A 21,820-nucleotide genomic window follows, 5' to 3' on the forward strand; every position below is an offset into this window, starting at 1 on the left:
TGGAGGCGCCGACGCAGGTCGACCGACTCAGGCGCCGGGCACACCCGCGGTGACGGGGAAGTCACCCCGCGCGACCCGCACCCGCAGGATCTCGCCCACGCTGACGTCGGCCTGCGTGGTGACGACCGACCCATCGGGGTGCTGGACGATCGCGTACCCGCGGTCGAGGGTCGACTGCGGCGACAGCACCCTGGCCTGCGCGGCGAGGTGGCCCACCCGGTCGCGCTGGCGGTGCAGGGCCACGGTGACGCGGTGGTGAGCGCGGTCGCGCAGCCCGGTGACGAGGTCGCGCTGTACCCGCACGATCGCCCCGCGGTCGGCCATGACCGGTCGGCTGCGCAACGCGTTGAGGTGGCGTCGCTCGTGGCCGAGTCGCCCCGACAGCGCCCGATGACCGCGCTCGCGGGCGAGCTCGACGGTCCGGCGTTCGGCGGCCGCGTCGGGGACGATGAGCGCTGCGGCGTCGGTGGGGGTCGAGGCGCGCCGGTCTGCCACGTGATCGAGCAGGGGAGTGTCGACGTCGTGGCCGATGGCGCTGACGATCGGCGTCTGGGCCCGGCTGACGGCACGCAGGAGCGCCTCGTTGCTGAAGGGCAGCAGGTCCTCGACGGCGCCTCCGCCGCGGGCGATGACGATGACGTCGACCTCGGGCAGGGCGTCGAGTTCGGCGAGGGCCGCGCTCACCTCCGTGACCGCGCTCGTGCCCTGCACGGCGACCTCGCGGATGACGAAGTCGGTGGCGGGCCACCGTCGGCGGGCGTTCTCGACGACGTCCTTCTCCGCGGCGCTGGATCGCCCGCAGATGAGGCCGACGCGGCGAGGGAGGAAGGGAAGCGGCCGCTTCCGCTCTGCGTCGAAGAGTCCCTCCGCGGCGAGCGTGGCCTTGAGGTATTCGATCCGGGCGAGGAGTTCGCCGACCCCGACGGGTCGGATCTGCCGGGCATCGAGCATGAGCGATCCCCGACCGGTCCAGAACTCCGGCTTGGCCTGCAGGACGACGCGCGCGCCCTGGGTCAACGGGGTCGGCATCGCGTCGAGGGCATTGACGCGGATCGAGACGCTCAGGGACATGTCGGCGTCGGCGTCGCGCAGGGTCAGATAGGCCGTCTTCGCGCCGGGGCGTCGATTGAGCTGGACGACCTGTCCCTCCACCCACAGGAGGGACATCTTGTCGACGTAGTCGGCGATCTTCATGCTCAGCAGCCGGACCGGCCACGGCCGCTCGGCCGTGGTGTCGGCGGCCTTGTCGGGCAGCGGGGCGGCGGCACTCACGTCCGTCACTGTAGGGGTGGACACCGACCGTCCACGTCCGCTCGCCCTCCACCAGCGCTCGCGATTCGGGGCGTTCAGGCGAGCCGCCTACGATGGGGCCATGACTGAGACGACCCCGGCCACTGCCCCGGAATCCACGACGGAGGGCTCGAAGCGCGTCCTGCTCGCGGCCCCCCGCGGCTACTGCGCCGGTGTCGACCGGGCGGTCGTGACGGTGGAGAAGGCCCTCGAGCTCTACGGGCCGCCCGTCTACGTCCGCAAGCAGATCGTGCACAACAAGCATGTCGTGACGACGCTGGAGAAGCGCGGCGCGATCTTCGTGGAGGAGACGGACGAGGTCCCCGAGGGCGCGACCGTCGTCTTCTCCGCGCACGGTGTGGCCCCGGTCGTGCACGAGGAGGCGAAGGCGCTCAGCCTGCGCACCATCGACGCGACCTGCCCGCTGGTGACGAAGGTGCACCGCGAGGCGGTCCGCTTCGCCGGTGAGGACTACGACATCCTGCTCATCGGCCACGAGGGCCACGAGGAGGTCGTCGGGACCTCGGGTGAGGCACCCGAGCACATCACCCTCGTGGACGGCCCCGACGACGTCGAGAACGTCGAGGTCCGCGACCCGGAGAAGGTCGTGTGGCTCTCCCAGACGACCCTCTCGGTCGACGAGACCATGGAGACGGTCCGCCGGCTGCGGGAGAAGTTCCCGTCGCTGCAGGACCCGCCCAGCGACGACATCTGCTACGCCACGCAGAACCGGCAGTTGGCCGTGAAGCAGATGGCGGCCGAGTGCGACCTCATGATCGTCGTGGGCTCGCGCAACTCCTCGAACTCGGTGCGCCTCGTCGAGGTCGCCCTCGAGCACGGCTCCCGGGACGGTCACCTCGTGGACTACGCGGACGAGATCGATGAGGGGTGGCTGGACGGAGTCCAGACGGTCGGCGTCACCTCCGGTGCGTCCGTGCCGGAGGTGCTCGTCCGCGACGTCGTCGCGTTCCTGGCCGATCGCGGGTTCGGTGATGTCCGTCCCGTCGTCGCCGCTGAGGAGAGCCTGCTCTTCTCGCTGCCCAACGAGATCCGGCGCGACCTCAAGGCCAAGGGCCTCTCGGACAAGATGCGCCACGACGGCTCCTCGCTCGCGGACGCAGGCTCGCTGCACTGAGCTGTCGGGGCCTCGCTCTTCGGGGCCGCGCTCAGGCGCTCTGCTCGCTCGTTCCGCTCACAGGCCCGGAGCGACCTTCGCGCTCGAGGTATTCGCGGTCCCGGTCCTGCGATCCATCGGGCAGGAGTTCGGTCGCGCTCAGCGACCGGGGTGCCACCTCAATGGGGTCCAGCCGCTGCGGAGGCTCTGCCGCGAGGTGCAACTCGTGCATGCGCCGCGTCGTGACGAGCACGCGGGTCTCGAGCGTCCCGACGAACCGGTTGTAGTGCTCGACCGACTTGGTGAGCGACTGCCCCATCGAGCGCACGTGGTCGCCCAGCGTGCTGAGCCGGGCGTGGAGGTCGTTGCCGATGACGAGCAGTTCCTTGGCGTTCTGCTCCAGCGCGTCCTGCTGCCAGATCGCGCCGACGGTCCGCAGGATGGCGAAGAGCGTGCCGGGCGAGGCGATGACGACGTTGCGTCGGAGGGCCGCCTCGTAGAGACCCGGGTCGTCGGCCAGGGCGGCCGCGAGGATGGCCTCGCCGGGGACGAAACAGACGACGACCTCGGGGGAGCGTTCGAAGGCGGTCCAGTAGGCCTTGGCGGAGAGGGACTCGACGTGCCGCCGCAGTGAGGTCGCATGGGCGGTGAGCAGTTCGGTCCGCTCGACCTCCCCGACGGACTCGCCCTGGGCCGCCAGGAAGTGACTCATCGGCGCCTTGCTGTCGACGACGACGTGACGCCCGCCCGGGAGATTGATCACGGCGTCCGGGCGGACCGTCTCCCCATGACGACTGACCCGGGTGACCTGCTCGTCGAAATCGCAGCGGGCGAGCAGACCCGCGACCTCGAGGACACGCCGGAGTTGGACCTCACCCCACGCCCCCCGCACGGTCGACGCGTTGAGCGCGCCCGCCAGGGACGACGTCTCGGAACGCAACGCCTCGGTCGTGCGACCCACCTCGGTCAGTCGCTCACCGAGGGAGGCGAACTGGCTCGTGCGGTCGCGCTCGAGTTGACCGACCTGCTGCTCGACGCGGCCGATCGTCTCGCGCAGCGGTGCCAGGAGGGTGGCCGTCGTGTCGTCCTCGGCCCGCTGGATCTCGAGGCCGGCCACGCGCTCGCGGAGGAGGTCCCGCTCGGTCCGCAGGGACGCGATCTCGGCCGCGAGACCGGACCGGGTGAGGACGCGGGCGAGCACCGCGCCGACGACGAGGGCGATCACGGCGACGAGGACGAGGGTGAGGGGCGACTCCATGCCCACAGGCTGGCAGGTGCCACCGACAGCCCGGGCTGCTCGGACCTGCCGTGCCACGATGCCGCGCCACGATTAGGCTCGCACGCATGGAGCGCCCAGACCTGACGACCGAGAGTGGCCGACTGGCGGCGATCCGCGTTCTCAACGCCCGGCTGCCGAAGAAGCGGCTCATCGCGCAGGGCCTGATCCGCTCGACCGAGGGCGACGTGCTGCTCTGCCAGTTGACCTACAAGCAGGCCCACGACCTGCCCGGCGGGATCGTCGATCCCGACGAGTCGCCGGCCATGGCCGTCCTCCGCGAGATCGAGGAGGAGCTGGGGCTGGTGCTCGAGTCCCACGCCCTGCGGGCCGTCAACTGGCTGCCGCCCTACCGCGGGTGGGACGACGCCCTGCTCTGCCTCTTCGACCTCGGCGTGCACGACCGATCCCTCGTGGAGCAACCGGACCTCGAACGTCGGGAGATCCGTTCGGTGCGCTGGGCCCGGCCCGAGGAGATCCCCGACCTCGTCGCGCCCTACACGGCACGGATGATCGCCGCGGCGCTCGCCGAGACCCCCGGCACGCTGTACCTCGAGGACGGCAGCCCGCTCGACGTGGTGGGGGGCTCGTGAGCGACTACAGCCCGTTCCGCGACAGCAAGCGCCAACTCGCCGGCGCCGCCATCGTCATCCTCGTCCTGCCGACCTTCCTCCTGACAGTGCTGGCCGCGCTCGACGCACTCCTCACCGGCGGCACGGCGCGCGAGCGACTCGTCTTCTCGGGGGTGGCGCTCGTGGCGGGCCTCCTCCTCTGGGTCGCCTGGGCGCGACTCCTGCGCACTCCCGAGGCCCCTGCCACGACCGACTCCACCACCCACCTCGACAACACCGACGAAGGAGACCGCGGATGACGGCAGCAGGCGAGACGACCGGGACGAGCGCGGTCTCCGACTTCGACGTCGAGACGGCCGTGACGCCGCGAGCGGGTCAGTCCGGCGTCTTCGACGCGGAACTGTCCGAGCGGTGGCGGATCGGGAACGGCGTCAACGGCGGTGTCCTGTTGGCCCTGGCTGCCCGCGCGATGCGCGACGCGTTCCTCGCCGGTGACCCGGCGACGACGCACGCCGACCCGCTCGCCATCAGCGCCTACTACCTCACTCCCGCCGAGCCAGGGGCCCTCGCGGCGCACGTCGAGCCGATCCGCACCGGTCGCTCCGTCTCGACGGCGACCGTCTCGCTGCGCCAGTCGGGGGAGGGCGGCGACGTCGAGCGGTTGCGCGCCATCGCGACCTTCGGCGATCTCGGTGCGGTCCACGACGAGGTGACGACCACGGCCACGCCCCCGGAGTTGCCCCCGGTGGAGGAGTGCCTCTCGATGGACCAGGCGCCGCCGCAGTTCCTTCGGGCGGCGTCCCTGCTCGAGCGCCTCGACCTGCGCCTCGACCCGGCGACGGCCGGCTGGGCGGCGGGTCGCCCGTCGGGGAAGGGCGAGATGCGCGGGTGGCTGCGGCTGGCCGACGGCCGGGAGCCGGACGTCCTCATGCTCCTGCTGGCGATCGACGCACTGCCGCCGACCGCCTTCGAGCTCGGGCTGCCCGGCTGGACACCGACGCTCGAGCTGTCCGCCCACGTGCGCAGCCGCCCCGCGGCCGGCTGGTTGCGGATCGTCATCACCACGCGGACCAACTCGGGTGGCTTCGTCGAGGAGGATGCCGAGGTGTGGGACAGCGAGGGCCGTCTCGTCGCCCTGTCCCGGCAGCTGGCACGAGTCACCCCGCCGCGCCGTTAGACTCTTGTCCCCGTGGCACTCTCCATCGGAATCGTCGGTCTCCCGAACGTCGGCAAGTCGACGATGTTCAACGCCCTGACGAAGAACAACGTCCTTGCTGCGAACTACCCGTTCGCCACCATCGAGCCGAACGTCGGCGTCGTCCCGCTGCCGGACGAGCGGCTGCCTCGGCTTGCCGAGATCTTTGGATCCGAGAAGATCCTGCCCGCGACGGTGTCGTTCGTCGACATCGCCGGGATCGTGCGCGGCGCCTCGGAGGGTGAGGGCCTGGGCAACAAGTTCCTCGCCAACATCCGCGAGGCCGACGCGATCTGCCAGGTGGTGCGCGCGTTCGAGGACGGCGACGTCGTCCACGTCGACGGCAAGGTCTCGCCCGAGTCCGACATCGAGACGATCCACACCGAGCTCATCCTTGCCGACCTCCAGACCCTCGAGAAGGCCGTCGTGCGCCTCGAGAAGGAGGCTCGGATCAAGAAGGAGTCCAAGCCGTTGCTCGACAACGCGCTCGCGGCTCAGAAGGTCCTGGAGGAAGGCAAGACCCTGTTTGCCGCTGGTGCGGCGTCCGGGGTGGACCTCGAGGTGGCGCGGGGTCTCGGCCTCATGACGACCAAGCCCTTCATCTACGTCTTCAACCTCGACGAGGACCAGCTCGCCGACGCCGAGCTGCACGACCGTCTGCGGGCGCTCGTCGCTCCGGCCGACGCCGTGTTCCTCAACGCGAAGCTCGAGATGGACCTCATGGACATGGCGCCCGAGGACGCCCAGGAGATGCTCGAAGGCTTCGGCGCCACCGAGTCCGGGCTGAACCAGCTGGCGCGGATGGGGTTTCACACGCTCGGTCTGCAGACCTACCTCACGGCTGGCCCCAAGGAGACGCGGGCCTGGACCATCGGTCAGGGCTGGACTGCGCCGCAGGCTGCCGGTGTCATCCACACCGACTTCCAGCGTGGGTTCATCAAGGCCGAGATCGTGGGCTTCGACGACATCGACGCCGCCGGCTCGATGAACGAGGCGAAGGCGAAGGGCAAGGTCCGCATCGAGGGCAAGGACTACGTCATGCAGGACGGCGACGTCGTGGAGTTCCGCTTCAACGTATAGTCGATTCTGATCCAGACGTGCTGGCCAGGAGCGGCAGGCCCAGCAGGCCGGGGTTCACGCTGAGCCTTCGTCCTGCATGCCCCGGCGGGTGATCATCCGGTCGATGTGGCCGATGTGTTCATCGATGCGATCTGCTGGAATGCGCGCAGATGCCTGGAGCGTGGCCAGGCCGTGACAGCAGGCCCACAGCAGCTCGGCTGCGGATACCGCGTCGCCGATGTGAGGCGCTTGGCGAGCCACGTGCTCCGCGAGCGCGTTGAACGCACCGGTGAGTTCAAGCGGAGTCTCGTTGTCCGCAAAGGGTAGTGGCGTGGGGTTCGTGAACATGGCGTCGTATAGGCGCGGGTGCTCGCGCACGAAGCCGAGATAGGCGTGGCACACCGCTTCGAGGCCACGGCGTTCGCCGATTCCGGCGTCGAGAGTGCGGATGCGTTGCTCGAGGTCGGCGAACCCTTGGAGGGTGACGGCCCGGATCACATCCTCGCGGCTGGAGAAGTGTTGGTAGAGCACCGGTTGGCTGAAGTCGATGCCGTCCGCGAGTCGACGAGTCGTGACCGCCTCCCAGCCTTCTGCTTCGGCGATCTGGCGAGCCAACTCGATGATCTGCCGGCGACGGGCGAGTTTTCGGCGTTCGCGCGGTGTCGTATCGGTGCTGCGGCTGTTCATCGGGACCCCACAATCAGGAGGGCGGCCCCGACAATCATGAGCAGGGCGGTCGGCGCGTGGATGCACCACGCAGCCAGCCGACTTCCTCGTGAGGCGAGAACCGTTGCTGCGTCTCCGAGCGGGATGAGTGCGAACGCGAGCACAGCCCATCCGATTGTGTCGAGGGGGGCAGTCAGTAGGAGCACCCCGGCGACGACACCGCAGGTTGCATCGCGCACTCCTTTGATTCGCAGCCAGGGCGTGCTGCCGGACTCGGGGATATCCGTGAGTCCGAAGGAGGTGGCGGCGGCCCTGGGTGCGAGAAGGTACATCAGGCCGATGGCGGCAATGGCCAGACCGGATAGAGCGGTGATGACGAGGCCCGCGAAGGTCATGGCAAATCTATCGGTGAAAGGTTTCCTGTCAATGACAGGCAGAGGTCGGTGCGGACATCGTGAGCGCGGTTCGGCCGGTGATCCCGAGGTCGCTTCGTGCCGGAACTCGGTGGAGTTCCGCTTCAATGTCTAGCGTCGTCGGGATTCGCTGGTAGGCGTTGAGGATTGTTGGTGCTTGGGGTCGAGCTGGTCCGCAGACAGTCCGCACGCCCGTCGACGCTCCGGCTCTTCGGTGGGATCAGCTGAAGGTCGAGGCCGATGTCTCGGACCGACACGTCGACATTGTCGAGGTGCGGCCGCCGTGGGACGGTGTCGGCGAGCACGCCCGATTCCCGATCGCGCGGCTGCGGTACACGCAGTCGACCGGCCGGTGGGCGATCTACTGGCGCGACCGCAACCTGAAGTTCCACGAGTACAAACGCAAGCGCCCGACCACGAACATCCAGGCGCTACGCGACCACATCGAGCCCAGCGGCGACCCCATCTTCTGGGGTTAGCGAGCAGCTCGTTGACTATCGATATTCTGGAGGATAACCTCAGTTATATGAGAACCGAGGCACCCCTCCTCGCTCCGATCTTCCGGTCGGACGGTCAGGCACGTCTCCTGTCCACCTTGTTGCTCACCGGTGACGAACTGAGTCTCACTGATCTGGCCGAGCGGGCCGGCCTGGCTTACCCGACCGCGCACCGTGAAGTCGCGCGCCTCATCGATGCCGGCATCTTGGGCGAGCGACACGTGGGGCGCACAAGGCTGATCCGCGCCAATGACGAGAGCCCGCTTGTGGATCCCTTGCGCGACATCCTCACGGTGGTGACCGGCCCGGTGGTGATGCTGGCAGAGGAGCTTGCCCGCATCGACGGGGTCGAGTCCGCGTTCCTCTACGGCTCCTTCGCCGCTCGGCTGCTCGGTCATGCTGGTCCGGCCCCGCAGGACATCGACCTCATGGTGCTCGGTGCGCCCGATGTGGACGCGGTCTACGAGGCGTGCACGCGCGTCGAGGCCGTGGTGCATCGTCCCGTGAACCCGACGATCCTCACGCCTGAGGAATTCGCAGCGTCCTCCGGCTTTCTGGACAATGTGCGCAGCGGCTCGGCAGTCGCCGTCATCGGAGAGCTGCCGTGGCACTGACCCCGCTCACCCGCGTCCAGCAGGCAACGGTCCTCGCCCTGGTCGAGGCGCGGCGACTCGACGCCGTGCCCGCAGACCTCGCGCGGGCGACCTCGTTCCTGCGGCAGGCCCAAGAGCGCTTGGATCAACTGCCGCTGCTCACGAGCATCACCGTCAGGTACGGCGTCGCCTACGACGCCTGTCACGACACCGGCGAGGCATTGCTGGCGGCGTACGGCTTCCGGACGACCAACGGGCCAGGCCAGCACGAGGCGCTCGGCCGCTACCTGCGCGCGGTGTTCGACAAGCCTCCGGCAGAGAAGGCAGCGCGAGAGTTCGACCGCCTGCGACGCGCCCGCAACCAGGACCGCTACGAGGCGAAGCCGGTGGGGGCGGCGGCGACCGAGAAGGCCGAACAGGTCGCGCGGACGCTGTTCGACGCCGCCCTCACCAGAGGCCTCTCGACCTGACCGGCGGTCCGCAAACAGTCCGCAAGAAGTCCCGCGGAGCGTTCGCCGCCAACGACGCCCGACGGCTGGATCAGCGCATAACCGCAGGTCAGACCGCATTCTCCGGCTGTCGCCGACGACGACCGACGACGGTCGAGAACGCCGGTCTTCGTTCCGCTTCGGCGTCTAGTTCACACTGACGCCACGGATCCCTCTCCGACGCCACCCGTGACGAAGGGGGAGAGGGCGGGGCGTGTCCTCAGAGGGCGGGGTCGACGATCGTCAGTCCCGCGACGATCGCGGTGTCGAAGCCGGGGAGCAGCGTGGCTGCCTCCTCGAGGTCGATCGTGCGCTCGATCAGTCGCTGCGGCTGCAGGGCGCCGGACTCGATGAGCGCGAGCATCCCCGGGTAGTCGACGGCCGCCATGCCGTGGCTGCCCAGCAGGTCCAGCTCCCAGCCGATGACCCGGGCCATCGGCGCCCTCGGGTGTCCGTCGACCGGTGGCAGCAGCCCGATCTGCACGTGCCGGCCGCGGCGCCGCAGGCTGAGGATCGCGTCGGCGCAGGTCTGCTCGCTCCCCACGGCGTCGACAGCGACGTGGCTCCCGCCGCCGGTCAGCTCGGCCACGGCTGCCTCGACATCCCGACCGTCCGCGATCAGCGTGTGATCGGCGCCGAGATGCGTGGCGACCGCGAGGGCCTCGGGATTGCGGTCGACTGCCACCACGTGGGCTCCGAGCGCCTTGGCGATCATCACGGCGCTGAGTCCCACCCCGCCGGCCCCGACGACGGTGACCCACTCTCCCCTCGTCAGTCGGGCGCGGGCGACGAGAGCGCGGTACGCGGTGGCGAACCGGCACCCGAGGCTGGCTGCAGTGGCGAAGTCGACGCCTTCGGGGATGGCGACGAGGTTGGTGTCGGCCGCGTGGAGGGCCACTCTCTCCGCGAAGGAGCCCCAGTGCGTGAAGCCGGGCTGCTGCTGGTCCGGGCAGACCTGCGCCTCGCCGGCCGCGCACCACGAGCAGCGCCCGCAGCCGCAGACGAAGGGGACCGTCACGCGGTCCCCGACCTGCCACCGCTCGACGCCGGCGCCGACCTCGCTGATGACCCCGGCGAGCTCGTGGCCGGGCACATGGGGCCAGGCGATGTCGTCGTGGCCGGCCCACGCGTGCCAGTCACTGCGGCAGACCCCGGTCGCCTTCACCTGCACGACCACCCCGCCCTCGGGAGCGACGGGTGCTGCCACCTCCCGGACGTGGGGCTGGGACCGGACACCGTCGATGACCACTGCTCGCATGCGGGCGATTCTTTCAGGGCCGACGCGCGTCCCTACGGGTGCCAGTCAGGACAGCGCGCCCTCGATCGGGGTGTCCCCGTCGTTGAAGGGGATCGTGCGGCCATACGTGTCGGCGCTGCCGACCACGGCCGCCGCGACGGCAGCCACGTTGGCCCGGCTGACGCGCCCGGGCGTGACACCGTCCCCGGTCTCGATCCGGCCGGTGCCCGCGTCCTCGGTCAGAGCGCTCGGGCGCAGGATCGTCCAGTCGAGGTCCGTCGTGGCCAGATGCGCGTCGGCCTGCGACTTGGCCTCGGCATAGGCGTGGAAGGGGTTGTCCTCGGGCACGCCGTGATCCGGGCCGGCGCCGAAGTAGGACACCATCACGTAGCGGCGCACACCGGCCGCCGCGGCAGCGTCCATGCTGCGGATGGCGGCATCGCGATCGACCGCGACGGTGCGCGCGGGGTCGCCGCCACCGGCTCCGGCCGACCAGACGATGGCGTCCTGCTCGGCGAAGAGGGCCGCCAGATCCTGGGCGGACATCGTCTCGACGTCGGCGACGACGGCGCGCGCGCCGGTGCCCTCCACGTCGCCGGTGTGCTCGGGGTTGCGGATGACGGCCGCGACGTCGTGGCCCTGGGCGACGAGCAACGGCTCGAGCAGCAGGGCGACCTTACCGTGTCCGCCGATGATGGTGATGCGGCTCATGGGTGATCCTCTCGATCGGTCCGTCCGTCCACCGTACGTCTGGTGCCTCACATGTCCACATCGTCCCTGAGGATCCGGCGACGAAGCGCCGTTGGACGGGCATGATGGAGACATGGCCGACAACGTGACGACCCAGCCCGCCAGCCCCGCCGACACCCCCGTCCCCGACGGCGCGATCCTCGTCGGTGTCGACGGCACGGGGACCGACAGCGCCGCCGTGGCGTGGGCCGTGCGCGAGGCCCAGTTGCGCGGCGCACCGCTGCACGTCCTCCACTCGGCCGAGGTGATCCTCGGGGTGGGGGAGTCCTTCGGCGCTGCCGGAGTCGACCCGATCCTGCTACGCGGCCTCGACGACGAGGACGGCGAAGGCGGGATCGCGGCGCGCGTGCGGGATGAATTGGCCGCCGCCCACCCGGACGTGGCCATCACCTCGAGCACGGCGATCGGGAGTGCCTCCGGCTCGCTGCTCGACCACGACGATGTCGCCTCGCTCATCGTCGTCGGCACCGGCCAGCGGTCGGCGCTCGACCGGTTCTTCCTCGGCACGACGTCGGCCAACACGGCCATGCACGCCGCCTGCCCGGTGGTCGTGGTCAACCCGAAGGTCGACCTCGAGGGTGGGAACGGTCAGATCGTCGTCGCCCTCGACGGCAGCGACGACAGTCGCGCGGCGCTCGACGCGGCCCTCGCGGAGGCCGAACTGCGCGGGTCGAGCGTCGTCTGCCTGATGACGTGGAACGTCAAGGTCGTCGACGGTTTCGTCGTGACGGAGCCCGACTCCCCCGAGTGGCGCAAGATCGAGGAGGACTACCGCGCCAAGGTCGCGACCTTCGTCGAGCCGGCGAAGGCCGCCCACCCCGACGTGGCGGTGACCGTCGAGGTGGCCCACGGCGCGGTGGTGCCGACGATCGTCGAGCGGGCGAAGGGGGCCGAGCTCCTCGTCATCGGGCGTCGGGGCCGCGGCGGCTTCCGTGGCAAGTTGCTGGGCTCGACAAGCCGCACCGTGCTCGAGGAGTCCGGCGCACCCGTCCTCGTGGTGCACGCTCCCAAGGAGTGACGCGGAGCGTCAGCCGACGGTCGTGCCCATGATCGAGCCGACGGCAAACGTGAGCGCGAGGGCAAGCAGGCCGCCGGCGACGTTTCGCACGATGGCGCGGGTCTTGGGGGAGCGGCCCAGGCTGGCGCTCGTGTAGCCCGTGAGGGCCAACGCGAGCAGGACCGCAACCGCGGTGACGACGATGCGCACCGCCTCCGGAGCAAGGAGGATCGCCGCCAGCGGGAGCAGCGCGCCCACCGTGAAGGACAGCATCGATGCCCAGGCCGCATGCCAGGGGTTGGTGACCTCCTCCGGGTCGAGTCCCAGCTCGACCTCGGCGTGGGCGCCGAGGGCGTCGTGCTCGGTCATCTCCACCGCCGCGGCGCGAGCCACGTCGTGGGACATCCCCCGCGCCTGGAGCAGTTCGACGAGTTCCTCCAGCTCCGCCTCGGGCATCTCGCTCAGTTCGCGGCGTTCCTTCGCGAGCAGGGCGCGCTCGCTGTCGCTCTGCGTGCTGACGGACACATACTCGCCCACGGCCATGCTCATGGCGCCGGCCACGAGGCTCGCGACGCCGGCGGTGGCGATCGCAGTGACGGCCGGGGTGGCGGCGGCGACGCCGACCACGACGCCGGCGGTCGACACGATCCCGTCGTTGGCCCCGAGGACCCCCGCACGCAACCAGTTCAGCCGCGAGGCCATCCCCGCCTCGTGCGCCTCGCCGGCGTGCGGCCCTTCGGTCTCTGCACTCATGGGGTCGATCATGACGCACGCAGTCTCCGACCTCGACGCGGCCCCGGAGAGTCTGTTCGGTCACGATTCGTGCCGAGTCCGGAGGGCTCGGCCCCGGGCGGCCGGCGGCCCTGGATCTGCGGGTCTCAATTTGGTGAACATCCCCCCTTCCGACGGGTTGACCCGAGACGACCGTGGGATAACGTCCCCTCGTCCAGCACATGAGACTGCGACGCGGATGTCGCCTCCACCGAGGCGCCACGGCACCACAACGAGCGGCTCACCAGCCCAAGGAGGATCGGCCCTGCATGACTGAGATGTTGAGCCACGGCACGGAGCCCGATGCGATGGCAGCGGCGACGGAGGCCGAGGGCGAGAAGAAGATCCAGGGCCGCACCCCGTGGCAGCTCGTCCGCGCCCGCCTGTGGCACGACAAGGTCACGATGGTCATCCTCGGCGTCGTCGGCTTCGCCGTCCTGCTCGCCATCGCCGCGCCGATCCTGTCGGCGACCGGCGTCCTCGACCCGTTCAAGACGGATGCCAGCCTCCTCGACGTCAACGCCGGGTCGGTGCCGAAGGGTGCCTGGGGCGGGATGACCTGGGAGCACCCGCTCGGCGTGGAGCCCGGCACGGGTCGTGACGTCCTCTCCCGACTCGTCCTCGGCGTCACCTTCTCGCTGACCGTCGCGCTCGCCTCGACGCTCGTCGCGATCATCATCGGCACCGTCGTCGGCCTGATCTCCGGCTTCGCCGGTGGCAAGGTCGACTTCGTGCTCAGCCGAATCATCGACATGGTGCTGACCTTCCCGCAGACGCTCATGCTCATCGCCCTCTCGGGCATGTTCATCGCCGTCCTGACGGAGAAGTTGCACGTCCCGCCGGGGAACCCCGCGAACGGGCTCTACATCATCCTCGTCCTCGGCCTCTTCGGCTGGCCGGGCTTCGCCCGCATCATCCGCGGCCAGGTCCTCTCCCTGCGTGAGCGCGAGTTCATCGAGGCGGCCCGCAGCCTGGGTGCCCGCAACGGGCGGATCTACTTCAAGGAGCTCCTGCCCAACCTCTGGGCGCCGGTCCTCGTCTACTTCACGCTCATGCTGCCGGCCTTCATCTCTGCGGAGGCGGCCCTGAGTTTCCTCGGTGTCGGCATCAAGCCCCCCACGCCGACGCTCGGCAACATCCTCACGGACTCCGTGAACTACTCGACGGCGGCGCCGACCTTCTTCTTCTTCCCGGCGATCATCATCGCGATCCTCGTCCTCAGCCTCAACCTGCTGGGTGACGGTCTGCGCGATGCGCTGGACCCCAAGGGCAACCGCTGACCAGAGTGCCTCGCGCACTCCACAAGACATCCCCCAGTGACCGCTGGGTCGGAGATGCACCGCAAGCGCGGCGCATGAGTATGAAGGAGATCACATGATCCGCAAGAAGGCCTCGAGCGTCATTGCTCTGAGTGCCGCTGCCGCGCTTGGCCTGTCGGCCTGCGGTGGGGGTACGACGGCTGGTGACGACACCACGTCGTCCGACGGCGCTGCCGCGCAGGGTGAAAAGGGTGGCACGCTCCACTACCTGACCCGTCGCCCGACCGAGCACCTGGACCCGCAGCGGTCCTACGTCGGTCGCGACCTGTCCAACATGTCGCGTCTCGTCTACCGCAAGCTCGTCCAGTTCCCCGTGAACAAGGACGACGCGATCGAGGCCCAGACGCCGATCCCCGACGTCGCCACGGACACGGGCACCGCCGAGGATGGCGGCAAGACCTGGAAGTTCACCCTCAAGGAGGGTGTCAAGTGGGAAGACGGCAAGGACACCACCTGCGAGGACTTCAAGTACGGCATCTCGCGCGTCTTCGCCACGGACGTCATCACGGGTGGCCCGTCCTACGGCCGTCTGCGTCTCGACATCCCGCAGGACAAGAACGGCGAGTCCGTCTACAAGGGCCCGTACACCAAGAAGGGTCAGGCCGAGTTCGACAAGGCCGTCACCTGTGACGGCAACGTCATCACGTACCACTTCAGCGAGCCGTGGGCGGACTTCCCGCTCGCCGTCGCCTCCCTCAACGACTTCGCGCCCTACCGCGAGGACCTCGACAAGGGTGACAAGAACAACCTCAAGGTCATCTCCAACGGCCCCTACAAGCTCGAGGGCGCCTGGAAGACCGGCTCGGGCGGCACGTTCGTCCGCAACGACCAGTACGACCCCGAGACCGACGAGGGGACGCGCGCGGCGCTGCCGGACAAGATCGTCTTCACCGAGGGCCTCGAGAACGAGATCATCACGGACCGTCTCATCGCCGAGTCCGGCGAGGACAAGAACGCCATCACGGACCGCGCCATCCCGCCGTCGGCCTACAGCCAGATCGAGGGCCCGATCGCCGAGCGCGCGACCAACCTCGAGTCGCCGTACACCTTCTACCTGGTCCCCAACCAGGACCAGATGAAGAACAAGAAGGTCCGCCAGGCGCTCGCCGCCGCGACGGACCGTGCGGCCTACGCTGCGGCCATGGGTGGCGAGAAGGCCTCCAAGCCCTCGCTCTCCATCGTGGCTCCGGACGTCCCGGGCTACACCGAGAACCCGGCCTTCAAGGACATTCCGGCCGAGGGTGACACCGCCGCCGCGAAGAAGCTCCTCGAGGAGTCCGGCGAGACGATGCCGTACCCGATCCAGTACACCTACCAGGGTGGCACGCCGACGTCCGACAAGGCCGCTGCGGCCCTGAAGTCGGGCTGGGACAAGGCCGGCTTCAAGACCACGCTCAACCCGCTGACGGACACGTACTACGACGTCATCCAGAAGCCGGGTCAGAAGTGGGACGTCGCCCAGGGTGGTTGGGGTGCTGACTGGCCGTCGGCCGCCACCGTCCTCCCGGCGCTCTTCTCCTCGAAGATCCTGACCTCCTCGTCCAACGCCGAGAACTACGGCCGCTTCATCAACGACGAGGTCGACCAGCTCTTCGCGGACGCCGCTGCCGAGGCCGACATCGAGGCCGCCAACAAGATCTACGCCGAGGCTGACGCCAAGCTCGGTGAAGAGGTTGCCTACATCCCGCTCGACATCCAGATGTTCTACTTCCTGCGCGGCTCCGGCGTCACGGGTTACACCCAGACGGCGGCGACGAGCAACTTCCCGGACCTCGGCACCATCGGCGTCGCCAAGTGATCCATCGGGACTGACGACCCCACCCACCGGTAGGTCGCCTTCCCACCCCTGAGCGGTGGGGGCCAGTCAGGAGGCTGGCCCTCACCGCTCACGGTCCGGACACCCCCTGGGCCGCGTTCGACTACCCGAGAGGTCATGGCCTCGATCGAGGCTGATTGCCATGTTTGCTTATGTGATCCGGCGCATCATCTCCGGCATCGCGATGCTCTTCATCATGAGCCTCGTGACGTTCCTGCTGTTCTTCGCCTCGCCGGTCGACCCCGCCCGCTTCACCTGTGGCAAGAGCTGCACGCCGAGCCTCATCGAGCAGAACCGCAAGGCTCTCGGCTACGACAAGCCGATCCCCGTCCAGTACGGGGAGTTCGTCAAGGGCATCTTCGTCGGCAGCGAGTTCCCGAAGGACCCCGAGCTGAAGAAGTCGGCTCCCCAGACCATCGCCGAGTGCCCGGCCCCGTGCCTCGGCTACTCGCCGCGCTCGTCGCAACCCGTGACGACGATGCTGATGGATCGCCTGCCTGTCTCGGCCAGCCTTGCCGTGGCCGCCTTTATCATGTGGATCGTCGTCGGCGTCGGTGCCGGCATCATCGCCGCCCTGAACAAGGGCAAGTTCCTCGACAAGGCGATCGTCGGCACGGCCCTGGTGTTCTACGCCTTCCCGACGTTCTTCATCGGCCTCTTCCTCTACAAGTTTCTCGCCCTGAAGTGGCAGGTGACCCCGGTCCCGACCTACACGCCGCTGACGGAGAACCCCGCGGCATGGCTCATGGGTCTCTTCCTGCCGGCCCTGACCCTCGCCATCTTCTACATCGCCGGTTACATCCGCGTCACCCGCGCCTTCGTGCTCGAGTCTCTCAGCGAGGACTACCTGCGCACGGCCCGCGCGAAGGGGCTCGCGCCGCGCAAGGTGCTCTTCAAGCACACGATGCGCGCCGCCCTCACGCCGCTGGTGACGATCGCCGGCCTTGACTTCGCCGGCCTGCTCGGCGGCGCGATCATCACCGAGCGCGTCTTCAACTACGACGGACTCGGCAAGCTGGCCGTCCAGGCCGCCACCACCTTCGACCTGCCGGTCACGGTGGGCATCGTGGTCCTGCTGGCCGCCTTCATCATCGTCGCCAACATCATCGTCGACGTGCTCTACGCGGTCATCGACCCGCGTGTGAAGTACGCCTGAGGAGCACCGACATGACCATCACCACCCCCGCAAGCACACCGGCCGGCCACACCCACGGCGCGCCGCTGCTGACCGTTGACGATCTCAAGGTCCACTTCCCGACCGAGGACGGCCTCGTCAAGGCCGTCGACGGCCTCAGCTTCGAGCTCGCCCAGGGCCGCACCCTCGGCATCGTCGGCGAGTCCGGATCGGGCAAGTCGGTCACGAGTCAGGCGATCATGGGCCTGCACCGCGGCAGCCGCGCCCAGGTGTCCGGATCGATCCTCTTCGAGGACACCGACCTGCTGACGATCAGCGATGCCGACCTGCGCCGCCGGCGCGGCAAGGACATCGCCATGGTCTTCCAGGACCCGCTGTCGGCGCTGCACCCGTACTACACGGTCGGCAACCAGATCATCGAGGCCTACACGGTCCACCACAAGGTCTCCAAGCAGGAGGCCCGCAAGCGGACCATCGAGATGCTCGACCGGGTCGGCATCCCCAGCCCGGACAAGCGGATCGACCAGTACCCGCACGAGTTCTCGGGCGGTATGCGCCAGCGCGCCATGATCGCGATGGCGCTGGTCAACGACCCGCGGCTGATCATCGCCGACGAGCCGACGACGGCCCTCGACGTGACGGTCCAGGCCCAGATCCTCGACCTGCTCGTCGGGCTCCAGAAGGAGTTCGGCTCCTCGATCATCATCATCACGCACGACCTGGGTGTCGTCGCCGAGATGGCCCACGACATCCTCGTCATGTACGGCGGCAAGGCCGTCGAGCGGGGCAGCGTCGACGAGATCTTCTACTCGCCCGAGCACCCGTACGCGTGGGGTCTGCTCGGCTCCATGCCGCGCATGGACAAGGTGCGTGAGACGCGGCTCAAGCCGATCCCCGGCAACCCGCCGTCCCTCATCAACCCGCCGAGCGGTTGCGCCTTCCACCCCCGGTGCACCTTCCGCGATGATGCCCGCCTCGGGTGCAACTCCGTGGTGCCCGACTTCGACGCAGACGACGCACACCCCGTCCGCTGCCTGATCCCGCCGGCCGAACGCCGCGAGCTCTTCGAGACGAAGGTCAAGCCCGAACTATGACGATTGAGAACACGCAGCCCACGCCCGGCCCGGCCTCCGCGACGGCGGGGACGGACACGTCGCTCCGCGAGGCGCTCCTGCGCGTCGAGGGGCTCAAGAAGCACTTCCCGCAAACGAAGCCCGGCATCATCCGTCGCGCCTCCGACCCGGTGAAGGCCGTCGACGGCATCAGTTTCGAGCTCTTCACGGGTGAGACCCTCGGCATCGTCGGGGAGTCCGGTTGTGGCAAGTCCACGGCTGGCCGCACCGTGCTCCAGCTGCTTCCGCCCACGGACGGCAAGATCTACTTCGAGGGCGAGGACGTCACCGGCGTCAAGGGCAAGGACCTCCGCGAGCTGCGCACGAAGATGCAGATGGTCTTCCAGGACCCCTACGGCTCGCTCAACCCGCGCCAGTCCATCGGCTCGATCATCGGGGCCCCCTTCGCCATCCAGGGCATCACGCCCGAGGGCGGGGTCAAGGCCGAGGTGCAGTCGCTCATGGAGCGCGTGGGCCTCAACCCGGAGCACTACAACCGTTACCCGCACGAGTTCTCCGGCGGTCAGCGTCAGCGCATCGGCATCGCCCGCGCCATCGCGCTGCGCCCGCGGGTCATCGTCTGTGACGAGCCCGTGTCCGCCCTCGACGTGTCGATCCAGGCGCAGGTCGTCAACCTCCTCGAGGACCTGCAGAACGAGTTCGACCTGACGTACATGTTCATCGCGCACGACCTCTCGGTCGTCCGGCACATCTCCGACCGCGTCGGGGTCATGTACCTCGGCAAGTTCATGGAGATCGCCGACCGCGACGAGCTCTACGCGAACCCGCAGCACCCCTACACGCAGGCCCTGTTGTCGGCCGTGCCGCTGCCGGACCCGCGCAAGGAGAACAAGCGCGACCGGATCCTCCTGACCGGCGACCTGCCCTCGCCGATCAACCCGCCGTCGGGCTGCGTCTTCCACACGCGCTGCCCGAAGTTCCGCAACGAGTTGAGCGAGAGCGACCGCGCCCGGTGCACCGGTGAGGTCCCCGTGCAGCACGAGGTCTCGGACCGTCACGAGGTGGCCTGCCACTTCCCGGGCGCCCCGACGGGCACCCTGATCTGAGGCGGACCCCTGACCGGGATCGACAGGTCGACGAGGGCGGCGCGCACCGTGGTGGGCGCCGCCCTCGTCGACGATCTGACGCAGCCCACGAGGCTGTTGGCGGCCCGCCGCAGCGCGCCAGCGGCGCTCGCTGGCGGCTGGGAGTTGCCCGGGGGCAAGGTCGAGCGGGGGGAGGACCCGGCCCAGGCCCTGCACCGCGAACTCGCCGAGGAGTTGGGCGTGCGGGTCGAACTCGGCGACCTCGTCCCCGGTCCGGCCGCCGAGCAGCGCTGGCCGCTGACCGGGGAGTACGAGATGTGGGTCTGGTGGGCCCGGATCACCGAGGGGGTCCCCACCCCGCTCGAGGATCATGATGAGCTCCGCTGGCTCGACGCCCAGTCCCTCGACGACGTCGCGTGGCTCCCCGCGGACCTGCCGATCGTGGCCGCTCTGGCGACACGCATCACAGCGAGTGCCCGAGACTCGATTTAGAGCCTGGGCCCATGTGCTGAGACACTGTGCCAATGCCCCAGATGACTCGCGGCGACATTCGCAATGTCGCAATCGTGGCCCACGTTGACCACGGCAAGACCACTCTCGTCGACAAGATGCTTTGGCAGGCCGGTGCGTTCGGTGAGCACCAGCACGTCGACGAGCGCGCCATGGACTCCGGTGACCTCGAGCGCGAGAAGGGGATCACCATCCTCGCGAAGAACACCGCGATCCACTACGCCGGCCCCGCGGCCGCAGCCGCCGGGGAAGCCGACGGCATCACCATCAACATCATCGACACCCCCGGCCACGCCGACTTCGGCGGTGAGGTCGAGCGCGGCCTCTCCATGGTCGACGGCGTCGTCCTGCTCGTCGACGCGTCCGAGGGTCCCCTCCCGCAGACCCGCTTCGTGCTGCGCAAGGCCCTCGCGGCCAAGATGCCGGTGATCCTCTGCATCAACAAGGTGGACCGTCCCGACAGCCGGATCCCCGAGGTCGTCGACGAGGCCTATGAGCTCTTCATGGATCTCGACGCCGATGAGGACCAGATCGACTTCCCGATCGTCTATGCGTCCGCCAAGGCCGGCCGCGCGTCGGCCAACCGCCCGGCCAACGGCGAGATGCCGGACTCCGAGGACCTCGAGCCGCTCTTCCAGACGATCCTCGACACGATCCCGGCGCCGTCCTACGACTCCGACGCGCCGCTGCAGGCGCACGTGACGAACCTCGACTCGTCCAACTTCCTCGGTCGCCTCGCCCTGCTGCGCGTCCACAACGGCGAGATCCGCAAGGGTCAGCAGGTCACCTGGTGCCGTCAGGACGGCTCGCAGACCCAGGTCAAGATCACCGAGCTCCTCATGACCGAGGCGCTCGAGCGCAAGCCGGCGGAGAAGGCCGGCCCCGGCGACATCATCGCCGTCGCGGGCATCCCGGAGATCACCATCGGCGAGACGCTCGCCGACCCGGAGAACCCCATCCCACTCCCGCTGATCAGCGTGGACGAGCCCGCCATCTCCATGACGATCGGCACGAACACGTCGCCGCTCGTCGGCCGTGGTGCGACGAAGGGGACCAAGGTCACCGCCCGTCTCGTCAAGGACCGCCTCGAGAAGGAGCTCGTCGGCAACGTCTCGTTGCGCGTGCTGCCGACCGAGCGTCCCGACGCGTGGGAGGTCCAGGGCCGCGGTGAGCTCGCGCTGGCCATCCTCGTGGAGCAGATGCGCCGCGAGGGCTACGAGTTGACCGTCGGCAAGCCGCAGGTCGTCACGCGCGAGATCGACGGCAAGCTGCACGAGCCCGTCGAGCGCCTCACGATCGACACCCCGGAGGAGTTCCTCGGGCCGATCACGCAGATCCTCGCCGCCCGCAAGGGTCGCATGGAGCAGATGACCAACCACGGCACGGGCTGGATCCGCATGGAGTTCCTCGTCCCGTCCCGCGGTCTCATCGGCTTCCGGACCGAGTTCCTCACGGAGACGCGCGGCACGGGCATCGCGCACCACGTCTTCGAGGACTACGAGCCGTGGTTCGGCACCATCACCACGCGCGTCAGCGGCTCGCTCGTCGCGGACCGTGCGGGTGTCGTCACGGCGTACGCCATGGTCAACCTGCAGGAGCGCGGCGCGCTCTTCACCGAGCCGACCACCGAGGTGTACGAGGGCATGATCGTCGGCGAGAACTCGCGCGCCGACGACATGGACGTCAACATCACCAAGGAGAAGAAGCTCACGAACGTCCGCGCCAGCAGCGCGGACAACTTCGAAAAGGTCGTCCCGCCACGCAAGCTCAGCCTCGAGCAGGCCCTTGAGTTCTGCCGCGAGGACGAGTGCGTCGAGGTCACGCCGGACACCGTCCGCATCCGCAAGGTCGTCCTCGACCAGAACCTCCGCGCGCGCTCCGCGGCCAGGGCCCGGAACGCCTGACCGTCGTGGGTGCCACCCGAGCTGACCGCCGTCGGTCCCGTCGCGCTGCGACGGGACCGG

Annotated in this window: 23 protein-coding genes; 16 read left to right on the forward strand and 7 right to left on the reverse strand. The window is 69.2% G+C overall.

Annotated elements, in window-relative coordinates:
• Nucleotides 1–27: 27 nt before the first annotated feature.
• On the reverse strand, nucleotides 28–1,272 hold the full coding sequence (gene xseA, locus ACQBAS_RS02795) for an exodeoxyribonuclease VII large subunit (protein ID WP_427384850.1): 1,245 nt from the start codon (nucleotides 1,270–1,272) through the stop codon (nucleotides 28–30).
• Between the two features lie 100 nt (nucleotides 1,273–1,372).
• Here xseA and ACQBAS_RS02800 point away from each other — a divergent pair, with 100 nt between their 5' ends.
• Complete coding sequence (locus ACQBAS_RS02800) at nucleotides 1,373–2,425, forward strand: 4-hydroxy-3-methylbut-2-enyl diphosphate reductase (protein WP_427384851.1); 1,053 nt, start codon at nucleotides 1,373–1,375, stop codon at nucleotides 2,423–2,425.
• Nucleotides 2,426–2,456: 31 nt separating this feature from the next.
• On the opposite strand, the gene ACQBAS_RS02805 is transcribed toward ACQBAS_RS02800, so the two are convergent.
• A complete protein-coding gene (locus ACQBAS_RS02805; RefSeq protein ID WP_427384852.1) occupies nucleotides 2,457–3,662 on the reverse strand; it encodes a DNA recombination protein RmuC in 1,206 nt (401 codons plus the stop codon).
• A gap of 86 nt (nucleotides 3,663–3,748) precedes the next feature.
• Here ACQBAS_RS02805 and ACQBAS_RS02810 point away from each other — a divergent pair, with 86 nt between their 5' ends.
• The 4 genes from ACQBAS_RS02810 to ychF are packed head-to-tail and all read left to right on the forward strand — an operon-like array spanning nucleotide 3,749 to nucleotide 6,527.
• Nucleotides 3,749–4,273 (forward strand): NUDIX domain-containing protein, encoded by a 525-nt coding sequence (locus ACQBAS_RS02810; RefSeq protein WP_427384854.1) that lies wholly within the window; start codon nucleotides 3,749–3,751, stop codon nucleotides 4,271–4,273.
• The gene (locus ACQBAS_RS02815) at nucleotides 4,270–4,551 is read left to right on the forward strand and encodes a hypothetical protein (protein ID WP_427384855.1); all 282 of its coding nucleotides are present in this window, start codon (nucleotides 4,270–4,272) and stop codon (nucleotides 4,549–4,551) included. Before ACQBAS_RS02810 ends, ACQBAS_RS02815 begins: the two co-directional genes overlap by 4 nt.
• Nucleotides 4,548–5,429: a thioesterase family protein gene (locus ACQBAS_RS02820; RefSeq protein ID WP_427384856.1), complete on the forward strand. Its 882-nt coding sequence runs from the start codon at nucleotides 4,548–4,550 to the stop codon at nucleotides 5,427–5,429. Before ACQBAS_RS02815 ends, ACQBAS_RS02820 begins: the two co-directional genes overlap by 4 nt.
• 12 nt (nucleotides 5,430–5,441) lie before the next feature.
• Nucleotides 5,442–6,527 carry a redox-regulated ATPase YchF gene (gene ychF, locus ACQBAS_RS02825; RefSeq protein WP_427384857.1) on the forward strand — a complete coding sequence of 362 codons (1,086 nt, stop codon included), beginning with the start codon at nucleotides 5,442–5,444 and terminating at the stop codon, nucleotides 6,525–6,527.
• A 54-nt stretch (nucleotides 6,528–6,581) separates the two neighbouring features.
• Here ychF and ACQBAS_RS02830 read toward each other — a convergent pair whose 3' ends face one another.
• Nucleotides 6,582–7,193: a TetR/AcrR family transcriptional regulator gene (locus ACQBAS_RS02830; RefSeq protein WP_427384859.1), complete on the reverse strand. Its 612-nt coding sequence runs from the start codon at nucleotides 7,191–7,193 to the stop codon at nucleotides 6,582–6,584.
• Nucleotides 7,190–7,567 (reverse strand): DUF4267 domain-containing protein, encoded by a 378-nt coding sequence (locus tag ACQBAS_RS02835; protein WP_427384860.1) that lies wholly within the window; start codon nucleotides 7,565–7,567, stop codon nucleotides 7,190–7,192. The genes ACQBAS_RS02830 and ACQBAS_RS02835 overlap by 4 nt, the downstream gene beginning before the upstream one ends.
• 290 nt (nucleotides 7,568–7,857) lie before the next feature.
• Between ACQBAS_RS02835 and ACQBAS_RS02840 the strand changes: the two genes are divergently transcribed.
• Genes ACQBAS_RS02840 through ACQBAS_RS02850 form a run of 3 tightly spaced genes read left to right on the forward strand, consistent with a single transcriptional unit; the run spans nucleotide 7,858 to nucleotide 9,145 of the window.
• The gene (locus tag ACQBAS_RS02840) at nucleotides 7,858–8,064 is read left to right on the forward strand and encodes a DUF3024 domain-containing protein (RefSeq protein WP_427384861.1); all 207 of its coding nucleotides are present in this window, start codon (nucleotides 7,858–7,860) and stop codon (nucleotides 8,062–8,064) included.
• Between the two features lie 47 nt (nucleotides 8,065–8,111).
• Entirely contained in the window at nucleotides 8,112–8,696 is a 585-nt protein-coding gene (locus ACQBAS_RS02845; protein WP_427384862.1) for a winged helix-turn-helix domain-containing protein, read from the forward strand.
• A complete protein-coding gene (locus ACQBAS_RS02850) occupies nucleotides 8,687–9,145 on the forward strand; it encodes a hypothetical protein (protein ID WP_427384863.1) in 459 nt (152 codons plus the stop codon). Before ACQBAS_RS02845 ends, ACQBAS_RS02850 begins: the two co-directional genes overlap by 10 nt.
• Before the next feature lie 238 nt (nucleotides 9,146–9,383).
• On the opposite strand, the gene ACQBAS_RS02855 is transcribed toward ACQBAS_RS02850, so the two are convergent.
• Together ACQBAS_RS02855 and ACQBAS_RS02860 are read right to left on the reverse strand one after the other, a co-directional pair.
• A complete protein-coding gene (locus ACQBAS_RS02855) occupies nucleotides 9,384–10,421 on the reverse strand; it encodes a zinc-binding dehydrogenase (protein WP_427384864.1) in 1,038 nt (345 codons plus the stop codon).
• Between the two features lie 45 nt (nucleotides 10,422–10,466).
• Nucleotides 10,467–11,111, reverse strand: a complete 645-nt coding sequence (locus ACQBAS_RS02860) for an SDR family oxidoreductase (protein WP_427384866.1) — start codon at nucleotides 11,109–11,111, stop codon at nucleotides 10,467–10,469.
• A 112-nt stretch (nucleotides 11,112–11,223) separates the two neighbouring features.
• Between ACQBAS_RS02860 and ACQBAS_RS02865 the strand changes: the two genes are divergently transcribed.
• Nucleotides 11,224–12,168 (forward strand): universal stress protein, encoded by a 945-nt coding sequence (locus ACQBAS_RS02865; protein WP_427384868.1) that lies wholly within the window; start codon nucleotides 11,224–11,226, stop codon nucleotides 12,166–12,168.
• 9 nt (nucleotides 12,169–12,177) lie between these two features.
• On the opposite strand, the gene ACQBAS_RS02870 is transcribed toward ACQBAS_RS02865, so the two are convergent.
• Nucleotides 12,178–12,900: a VIT1/CCC1 transporter family protein gene (locus ACQBAS_RS02870; protein WP_427384869.1), complete on the reverse strand. Its 723-nt coding sequence runs from the start codon at nucleotides 12,898–12,900 to the stop codon at nucleotides 12,178–12,180.
• A gap of 287 nt (nucleotides 12,901–13,187) precedes the next feature.
• On the opposite strand from ACQBAS_RS02870, the gene ACQBAS_RS02875 reads away from it, so the two are divergent.
• The 7 genes from ACQBAS_RS02875 (at nucleotide 13,188) to typA (ending at nucleotide 21,760) form a co-directional block, all read left to right on the forward strand.
• Entirely contained in the window at nucleotides 13,188–14,198 is a 1,011-nt protein-coding gene (locus tag ACQBAS_RS02875; RefSeq protein ID WP_427384871.1) for an ABC transporter permease, read from the forward strand.
• Between the two features lie 94 nt (nucleotides 14,199–14,292).
• Nucleotides 14,293–16,035 carry an ABC transporter substrate-binding protein gene (locus ACQBAS_RS02880; protein ID WP_427384872.1) on the forward strand — a complete coding sequence of 581 codons (1,743 nt, stop codon included), beginning with the start codon at nucleotides 14,293–14,295 and terminating at the stop codon, nucleotides 16,033–16,035.
• A 160-nt stretch (nucleotides 16,036–16,195) separates the two neighbouring features.
• The gene (locus ACQBAS_RS02885; protein ID WP_427384873.1) at nucleotides 16,196–17,209 is read left to right on the forward strand and encodes an ABC transporter permease; all 1,014 of its coding nucleotides are present in this window, start codon (nucleotides 16,196–16,198) and stop codon (nucleotides 17,207–17,209) included.
• An 11-nt stretch (nucleotides 17,210–17,220) separates the two neighbouring features.
• Nucleotides 17,221–18,282 (forward strand): ABC transporter ATP-binding protein, encoded by a 1,062-nt coding sequence (locus tag ACQBAS_RS02890; protein WP_427384875.1) that lies wholly within the window; start codon nucleotides 17,221–17,223, stop codon nucleotides 18,280–18,282.
• Complete coding sequence (locus tag ACQBAS_RS02895) at nucleotides 18,279–19,367, forward strand: ABC transporter ATP-binding protein (RefSeq protein WP_427384876.1); 1,089 nt, start codon at nucleotides 18,279–18,281, stop codon at nucleotides 19,365–19,367. The genes ACQBAS_RS02890 and ACQBAS_RS02895 overlap by 4 nt, the downstream gene beginning before the upstream one ends.
• Before the next feature lie 48 nt (nucleotides 19,368–19,415).
• The gene (locus ACQBAS_RS02900) at nucleotides 19,416–19,838 is read left to right on the forward strand and encodes a (deoxy)nucleoside triphosphate pyrophosphohydrolase (protein ID WP_427384877.1); all 423 of its coding nucleotides are present in this window, start codon (nucleotides 19,416–19,418) and stop codon (nucleotides 19,836–19,838) included.
• 32 nt (nucleotides 19,839–19,870) lie between these two features.
• Entirely contained in the window at nucleotides 19,871–21,760 is a 1,890-nt protein-coding gene (typA, locus tag ACQBAS_RS02905; protein ID WP_427384878.1) for a translational GTPase TypA, read from the forward strand.
• The last annotated feature ends 60 nt before the right edge of the window (nucleotides 21,761–21,820 follow it).

Source organism: Janibacter zhaoxuefangae, assembly GCF_050271985.1.
Classification (GTDB): Bacteria; Actinomycetota; Actinomycetes; order Actinomycetales; family Dermatophilaceae.

Excerpts from the sequence above, each read along its gene's own strand:
- ACQBAS_RS02800 (WP_427384851.1), top strand. The coding sequence starts at position 1,373 with ATGACTGAGACGACCCCGGCCACTGCCCCGGAATCCACGACGGAGGGC.
- ACQBAS_RS02805 (WP_427384852.1), bottom strand. The coding sequence starts at position 3,662 with ATGGAGTCGCCCCTCACCCTCGTCCTCGTCGCCGTGATCGCCCTCGTC.
- ACQBAS_RS02810 (WP_427384854.1), top strand. The coding sequence starts at position 3,749 with ATGGAGCGCCCAGACCTGACGACCGAGAGTGGCCGACTGGCGGCGATC.
- ACQBAS_RS02820 (WP_427384856.1), top strand. The coding sequence starts at position 4,548 with ATGACGGCAGCAGGCGAGACGACCGGGACGAGCGCGGTCTCCGACTTC.
- ACQBAS_RS02830 (WP_427384859.1), bottom strand. The coding sequence starts at position 7,193 with ATGAACAGCCGCAGCACCGATACGACACCGCGCGAACGCCGAAAACTC.
- ACQBAS_RS02835 (WP_427384860.1), bottom strand. The coding sequence starts at position 7,567 with ATGACCTTCGCGGGCCTCGTCATCACCGCTCTATCCGGTCTGGCCATT.
- ACQBAS_RS02845 (WP_427384862.1), top strand. The coding sequence starts at position 8,112 with ATGAGAACCGAGGCACCCCTCCTCGCTCCGATCTTCCGGTCGGACGGT.
- ACQBAS_RS02855 (WP_427384864.1), bottom strand. The coding sequence starts at position 10,421 with ATGCGAGCAGTGGTCATCGACGGTGTCCGGTCCCAGCCCCACGTCCGG.
- ACQBAS_RS02860 (WP_427384866.1), bottom strand. The coding sequence starts at position 11,111 with ATGAGCCGCATCACCATCATCGGCGGACACGGTAAGGTCGCCCTGCTG.
- ACQBAS_RS02865 (WP_427384868.1), top strand. The coding sequence starts at position 11,224 with ATGGCCGACAACGTGACGACCCAGCCCGCCAGCCCCGCCGACACCCCC.
- ACQBAS_RS02870 (WP_427384869.1), bottom strand. The coding sequence starts at position 12,900 with ATGAGTGCAGAGACCGAAGGGCCGCACGCCGGCGAGGCGCACGAGGCG.
- ACQBAS_RS02875 (WP_427384871.1), top strand. The coding sequence starts at position 13,188 with ATGACTGAGATGTTGAGCCACGGCACGGAGCCCGATGCGATGGCAGCG.
- ACQBAS_RS02880 (WP_427384872.1), top strand. The coding sequence starts at position 14,293 with ATGATCCGCAAGAAGGCCTCGAGCGTCATTGCTCTGAGTGCCGCTGCC.
- ACQBAS_RS02885 (WP_427384873.1), top strand. The coding sequence starts at position 16,196 with ATGTTTGCTTATGTGATCCGGCGCATCATCTCCGGCATCGCGATGCTC.
- ACQBAS_RS02890 (WP_427384875.1), top strand. The coding sequence starts at position 17,221 with ATGACCATCACCACCCCCGCAAGCACACCGGCCGGCCACACCCACGGC.
- ACQBAS_RS02895 (WP_427384876.1), top strand. The coding sequence starts at position 18,279 with ATGACGATTGAGAACACGCAGCCCACGCCCGGCCCGGCCTCCGCGACG.
- typA (WP_427384878.1), top strand. The coding sequence starts at position 19,871 with ATGCCCCAGATGACTCGCGGCGACATTCGCAATGTCGCAATCGTGGCC.